Annotated in this window: 5 protein-coding genes; 3 read left to right on the top strand and 2 right to left on the bottom strand. The window is 69.2% G+C overall.

Features of this window, described 5'->3' with window-relative positions; genetic code table 11:
* Window positions 1–185 precede the first annotated feature (185 nt).
* Window positions 186–1,196, top strand: a complete 1,011-nt coding sequence (locus tag ACWGH4_RS29720; RefSeq protein ID WP_453466362.1) for a carbohydrate ABC transporter permease — start codon at window positions 186–188, stop codon at window positions 1,194–1,196.
* The gene (locus ACWGH4_RS29715; RefSeq protein ID WP_189471791.1) at window positions 1,193–2,104 is read left to right on the top strand and encodes a carbohydrate ABC transporter permease; all 912 of its coding nucleotides are present in this window, start codon (window positions 1,193–1,195) and stop codon (window positions 2,102–2,104) included. The genes ACWGH4_RS29720 and ACWGH4_RS29715 overlap by 4 nt, the downstream gene beginning before the upstream one ends.
* Window positions 2,105–2,198: 94 nt before the next feature.
* Here the strand turns inward: ACWGH4_RS29715 and ACWGH4_RS29710 are convergent, their stop codons facing one another.
* Together ACWGH4_RS29710 and ACWGH4_RS29705 are read right to left on the bottom strand one after the other, a co-directional pair.
* Window positions 2,199–3,119: a carbohydrate kinase family protein gene (locus ACWGH4_RS29710; RefSeq protein WP_453466359.1), complete on the bottom strand. Its 921-nt coding sequence runs from the start codon at window positions 3,117–3,119 to the stop codon at window positions 2,199–2,201.
* Window positions 3,116–4,162 (bottom strand): substrate-binding domain-containing protein, encoded by a 1,047-nt coding sequence (locus tag ACWGH4_RS29705; RefSeq protein ID WP_441264819.1) that lies wholly within the window; start codon window positions 4,160–4,162, stop codon window positions 3,116–3,118. Before ACWGH4_RS29705 ends, ACWGH4_RS29710 begins: the two co-directional genes overlap by 4 nt.
* A gap of 394 nt (window positions 4,163–4,556) precedes the next feature.
* On the opposite strand from ACWGH4_RS29705, the gene ACWGH4_RS29700 reads away from it, so the two are divergent.
* On the top strand, window positions 4,557–5,831 hold the full coding sequence (locus ACWGH4_RS29700; protein ID WP_441264820.1) for an extracellular solute-binding protein: 1,275 nt from the start codon (window positions 4,557–4,559) through the stop codon (window positions 5,829–5,831).
* The last annotated feature ends 63 nt before the right edge of the window (window positions 5,832–5,894 follow it).

Below are 5,894 nucleotides of genomic sequence, written 5' to 3'. Positions count from 1 at the left end.
CATCGAAACGGGTGGAACCTCGCCCGAGAAGGCCGGTAACAACGTGAAGACGGTGGTCGCCGACAAGAGCGACCAGTAGCCGCCCCCGCCCGCCGGCGGCCCGCGCGGCAGCCGGCGGCCCCTTTCGCGGGTGCCGTCGAAGCCATCCGCCGTTCCGTCACCACTCACCAGGGAAAGGGCGCCTGATGGCCACCTCCCTCCAGCCCGACAAGGGCGCCGCTGTGATCGCCGCTTCCTCCGGCGCGCCCAGGGCCCCCAAGCACCGGGACCCGTCCGGCTGGCGCAGCCGCCTGTACCGCATCGACCTCAAGGCGACCCCGTACGTCTACGTCGCTCCGTTCTTCCTCGTCTTCGCCGCCTTCGGTCTGTTCCCGCTCCTCTACACCGGCTGGCTGTCGCTCCAGAAGGTCGAGCTGGGCGGCGAGGCCGAATGGCGCGGCCTGGACAACTACACCCGGCTCGCGGAGAGCGACTTCTTCTGGAACGCCCTGGCGAACACCTTCACCATCGGTGTGATCTCCACGGTGCCGCAGCTGCTGATGGCGCTCGGTCTGGCGCATCTGCTCAACTACCGCATCCGCGGCCGTGGTTTCTACCGCGTGGCGATCCTCGCCCCGTACGCCACCTCGATCGCGGCCGCCGCTCTCGTCTTCGCCCAGCTGTTCAACACCGACTACGGGATGATCAACCAGCTGCTCGGCTACGTGGGCATCGACCCGGTCAACTGGGAGACCGAGAAGTGGCCGGCCCAGATCGCCATCTCCACGATCGTCACCTGGCGCTGGACCGGCTACAACGCCCTCATCTACTTGGCCGCGATGCAGGCCGTGCCGAACGATCTCTACGAGGCGGCCGCACTCGACGGGGCATCCCGCTTCCGGCAGTTCATCAGTATCACGATCCCCTCGATCAAACCGACGATCCTGTTCACCATCGTCGTCTCCACGATCGGCGCCACCCAGCTGTTCGGTGAGCCGCTGATCTTCGGCGGCAGCCTCGGCATCGGCGGCGGCAGCGGCAACCAGTACCAGACGCTGAGTCTGCTGATGTACGAGAAGGGCTGGGTCACCGGCGCGCTCGGCCAGGCGTCCGCCATCGCCTGGGTGATGCTGCTCCTGCTGCTGGCCATCGGACTCGTGCAGCGCCTGCTCAGCCGGTCGAACGCGCAGAAGAAGAACGGAGCGGCACGCTCATGAGCCATGTGCTGAACAGGACCGCGGCGCCCGCCGCGTCCGCCACGACCGGGGGCCGCAGGCGCCGGCTCGGCCAGAAGGCCGGCCGTCAGCACCACGGTGGTCCGCTGACGTACGCGCTGCTGGTCTTCGCCGCGGTCGTCTCCCTCTTCCCGCTGTACTGGAACCTGGTCGCCGCCTCCCACACCGGCGAGCGCGTGGTGCAGGCCCCGAGCCCGCTGCTGCCGGGCCGGGAGCTGTTCAACAACCTCTCCATCGCCTGGAACCAGGTGGACATGGGGGAGGCGCTGATCAACACGACGATCGTCGCCGGCGCGGTCGCGACGAGCACGGTGCTGTTCGCGACGCTTGCCGGGTTCGCCTTCGCCAAGCTGCGGTTCAAGGGACGCAACGTGCTCCTGGCGATCGTGGTGGCGACGATGACGGTGCCGCCGCAGCTCAGCGTCATCCCGCTCTACCAGCTGATCACCGAGTTCGGCTGGGTCAACCAGCTCCAGTCGGTGATCCTGCCCAGCCTGGTCGCCGCCTTCGGCGTGTTCTTCATGCGGCAGTACCTGCTCGAGGCGCTGCCGGTGGAGCTCATCGAGGCCGCCAGGATGGACGGCGCGCACAGCCTGCGCATCATCTGGCACGTCGTCTTCCCCATCGCCCGGCCGGCGATGGCCGTCCTCGGCATGCTGATCTTCGTGCAGGCGTGGAACGACTTCTTCTGGCCGTTCATCGCGCTCACGCCGGACGGCGCCCCCACCCTCCAGGTGGCCCTCGCCGGGCTCGGGTCCGGCAACCACACCGTCAACCACGCGATCGTGCTGACCGGCGCGTTCATCGCCACCGTGCCGTTGCTGCTGGTCTTCGCACTCCTCGGCAAGCACATCGTCGGCGGCATCACCTCGGGGGCGGTCAAGAGCTGACACGCAGGGGAGCCGGGGCCTGTGGGGCGCGTGGGGCGCTCTGCGGGCCCCGGCGCATGTCCCGGGACGGCGCGGCCGTTCAGGGCCGGCCCGTTCAGTCCGGGAGGGCCGCCCTCGCGCACGCGGCGCGCAGTTCCGGCAGGCCGATGAACTCGGTGTGCGTGCCGGCCGCGCCGCAGGCGAAGGCGCCCGACACGGAACCGGCGAGCACGCACCGCTCCACGTCGCCGCCCTCGAACAGCGTGTGCAGGAACGCGGTGACGAACGCGTCCCCGGCGCCGTTGCTGTCGACGACGGGCCGTTCGGGGCGTACGGCGGGGAAGTGGCGGACCTTGTCCTCACCGCGCACCAGCACATGGCAGCCCTCGGCGCCGTCCGTCGCCACGACGATCCGCGCGCGGCCCTCGTCGACGATGTCCCGCATCACCCTCTCGAGCCGGCCGTGCAGCGCGGCGGCGCTCAGGAAGACGTAGTCGGAGGCGAGGGCGTAGTCGCGGTGGTGCGGATTGCGTCCGTCCCAGTCGTGCAGGTCGGTGGAGCTGGTGATCCCGAGGCGGTGGATGTCCTCGTACATGTCGCGGTTGTGGCCGACGATCGACAGATGGACGTGCCGGGCGCGCTCCAGGTGAGGCAGGTAGAAGGAGCGCGGGAGCCGCAGGTCGGCGGGGTGGCGGCCGTCGTAGAAGGAGAAGCGGCGGCCCTGCGGGTCGACCAGGTTGATGCCCCGGGGTGTGCCGTGCGGGGAGACGACATGGCTGAAGTCGAGACCGTGCTCCTCGTAGGCGGCGAGCACGGTGCGGCCCTGGACGTCGTCGCCCAGGAAGTCGATGAACTTGGTGGCGAGGCCCAGTGCTTGCCAGCCCAGCGCCACCCCGTTGCCGGTGTGGCCCACATAGTCGCGCACCGGGGGGACGAACAGCGAGTCGCCCGGCGGCACTTCCAGCGCGTCGACGCGGACGATCGTGTCCACGCCGGTGCCGCCGACGACCAGTACGTCGTAGCGGGGACCGCTCATCCGTCGGCTCCGTCCCGGTCCGGGGTCCGCTTGGCCGCCGAGGCGGTCGAACCGCGGACCACCAGTTCCGGCATGAACACGAACTCGCTGTGCGGGGCGGGTGTGCCCCCTATCTCCTCCAGCAGCGCGCGCACCGACGCCTGCCCCATCGCCTGCACGGGCTGGCGGATGGTGGTGAGGGGCGGATCGGTGAACGCTATGAGCGGCGAGTCGTCGAAGCCGACCACCGAGATGTCCCTCGGCACGTGGAGCCCCTGCTGCCGGGCCGCCCTGATGGCGCCGAGCGCCATCATGTCGCTGGCGCAGGCGATCGCGGTGCACCCCTTGGCGATCAGCGCCGCCGCGGCGGCCTGGCCGCCCTCGAGGGTGTAGAGGGAGTGCTGGATCAGCTCCTGCGACTCCTCGGGCGACAGCCCGAGCCGCTCCTCCATGGCGAGCTGGAAGCCCTCTATCTTGCGCAGCACCGGCACGAACCGCCTGGGGCCCAGCGCGAGGCCGATCCGGGTGTGGCCGAGGGAGGCGAGGTGGGTCACGGCGAGCTGCATCGCGGCCCGGTCGTCGGGGGAGACGAAGGGGGCCTGCACCTTCGGCGAGAAGCCGTTGACCAGGACGTACGGGACGCCCTTGGCGCGCAGCTGGTCGTAGCGCTGCATGTCCGCGGTGGTGTCGGCGTGCAGTCCGGAGACGAAGATGATGCCGGAGACGCCGCGGTCCACCAGCATCTCGGTGAGCTCGTCCTCCGTGGACCCGCCGGGGGTCTGGGTCGCGAGCACCGGGGTGTATCCCTGGCGGGTCAGGGCCTGGCCGATGACCTGGGCGAGGGCGGGGAAGATGGGATTGTCCAGCTCGGGGGTTATCAGTCCGACCAGTCCCGCGCTGCGCTGCCGCAGCCGCACCGGACGTTCGTAGCCGAGCACGTCGAGCGCGGCAAGGACGGACTCGCGGGTGGCCGCGGCCACGCCGGGCTTGCCGTTGAGCACGCGGCTGACTGTGGCTTCACTGACCCCCGCCTGGGCTGCGATGTCGGCGAGCCGCGCGGTCATGGAAGTGGACTGTACCGGGCGTACGTCGGATTGCCCACCAGGTGCGGGAATCGGCAGGTTCATCGCCTCATGTCGCGGCCGGCGCCGTCGGCGGGGCCTCGCGAGGCATGAAACCTGTCACATCGCTGCAAAGCCTTGCGGAGTGCTTGCGAGGGGCCCGTCCAGGGGCGCACCCTGGGCCTGGTCCGGTCTCCAGGACGGTGTCAAGCGATCCTTCGGCAACTCTCCGGACACGCGGATGTAACGATCGCCCGTCCTTGCAGAAATTTGCCGCAAGGTCTTTCGAAGCGTTTTCAGCCCTGTTACGTTCCTGGCAACCCGGCACCGCGAGGGAGCGGACGGCGGGAGGCAGGTCTTCGCCTCCGCCCTTCCGGGATCAGTTGAAGGAGTTCACATGCGGCGTGGCATAGCGGCCATCGCTCTGGTCTCGGCACTGGCCGTGTCGGCGACGGCGTGCGGCGGGGACGACAGCGGCGACAGCGGCAAGAAGAGCTCGGGCGAGCTCAGCGGCACGGTCACCTGGTGGGACACCTCGACGGTCGGCAGCGAGGACAAGGTCTTCAAGAAGATCGCCGAGGGCTTCACCAAGAAGCACCCGAAGGTCACCGTCAAGTACGTCAACGTGCCGTTCGGTGAGGCGCAGAACAAGTTCAAGAACGCCGCCCAGTCCGGCTCCGGCGCCCCCGACGTCATCCGCTCCGAGGTCGCCTGGACCCCCGAGTTCGCCGACCTCGGCTACCTCGCGCCGCTCGACGGCACCGCCGCGCTGAAGGAAGAGGACGACTTCCTCAAGCAGGCCGCGGCCTCCACCAAGTACAACGGCAAGACCTACGCCGCGCCGCAGGTCATCGACTCCATGGGCATCTTCTACAACAAGAAGATCTTCAAGGAGGCCGGTGTCGAGGTCCCCAAGACCATCGACGAGCTGAAGACCGTCTCCGCCACCATCAAGGACAAGACCGGCAAGACCGGCCTCTACCTGCGCGGCGACGACGCCTACTGGTTCCTCTCCTTCCTCTACGGCGAGGGCGGCGACCTGGTCGACGCCAAGAACAAGAGCATCACGGTCGACAACGAGGCCGGCGTCAAGGCGATGAAGGTCGTCAAGGACCTGGTCACCTCCGGTGCCGCCAAGACCGACGCCACCGACGGCTGGAACAACATGCAGACCGCCTTCAAGGAAGGCAAGGTCGCCATGATGATCAACGGCCCGTGGGCCGTCGCCGACACCTACGCGGGCCCGGAGTTCACCGACAAGGCCAACCTCGGCGTCGCCCCCGTGCCCGCCGGTTCGGCCGGCCAGGGCGCCCCGCAGGGCGGTCACAACCTCGCGGTCTACGCGGGCTCCAAGAACCTGGACGCCTCGTACGCCTTCACCGAGTACATGACCTCCGCAGAGACCCAGGCCCAGGTCGCCAAGGAGCTCAACCTGCTCCCGACCCGCACCTCGGTCTACTCGCAGCCCGGTGTCGCCAGCAACGAGATCGTCGGCTTCTTCCGCCCGGTCGTCGACAAGGCCGTCGAGCGCCCCTGGATCCCCGAGACCGGCAGCCTCTTCGCCCCGCTCGTGACCGAGTACACCAAGGTCCTCACCGGCCAGACCACCCCGGAGAAGGGCGCGAAGGCGGCGGGCGACGCCTACCGCAAGCTCCTGAAGGACTGGAAGTAACAGGAAGGTTGGCCGGCTGATGGCTGTGGACACCAGCAGCCAGTCGGTGGCGAAGGCCGCGGG

The organism is Streptomyces sp. NPDC054847 (assembly GCF_053610925.1).
Note: the sequence above shows the minus strand (reverse complement) of the source record. Positions and strands in the feature narration are given on the sequence as shown.

What these genes read in the sequence shown, in the direction of transcription:
- ACWGH4_RS29700 (WP_441264820.1), top strand. Translation starts at nt 4,557, where the DNA reads ATGCGGCGTGGCATAGCGGCCATCGCTCTGGTCTCGGCACTGGCCGTG.
- ACWGH4_RS29715 (WP_189471791.1), top strand. Translation starts at nt 1,193, where the DNA reads ATGAGCCATGTGCTGAACAGGACCGCGGCGCCCGCCGCGTCCGCCACG.
- ACWGH4_RS29710 (WP_453466359.1), bottom strand. Translation starts at nt 3,119, where the DNA reads ATGAGCGGTCCCCGCTACGACGTACTGGTCGTCGGCGGCACCGGCGTG.
- ACWGH4_RS29705 (WP_441264819.1), bottom strand. Translation starts at nt 4,162, where the DNA reads ATGACCGCGCGGCTCGCCGACATCGCAGCCCAGGCGGGGGTCAGTGAA.
- ACWGH4_RS29720 (WP_453466362.1), top strand. Translation starts at nt 186, where the DNA reads ATGGCCACCTCCCTCCAGCCCGACAAGGGCGCCGCTGTGATCGCCGCT.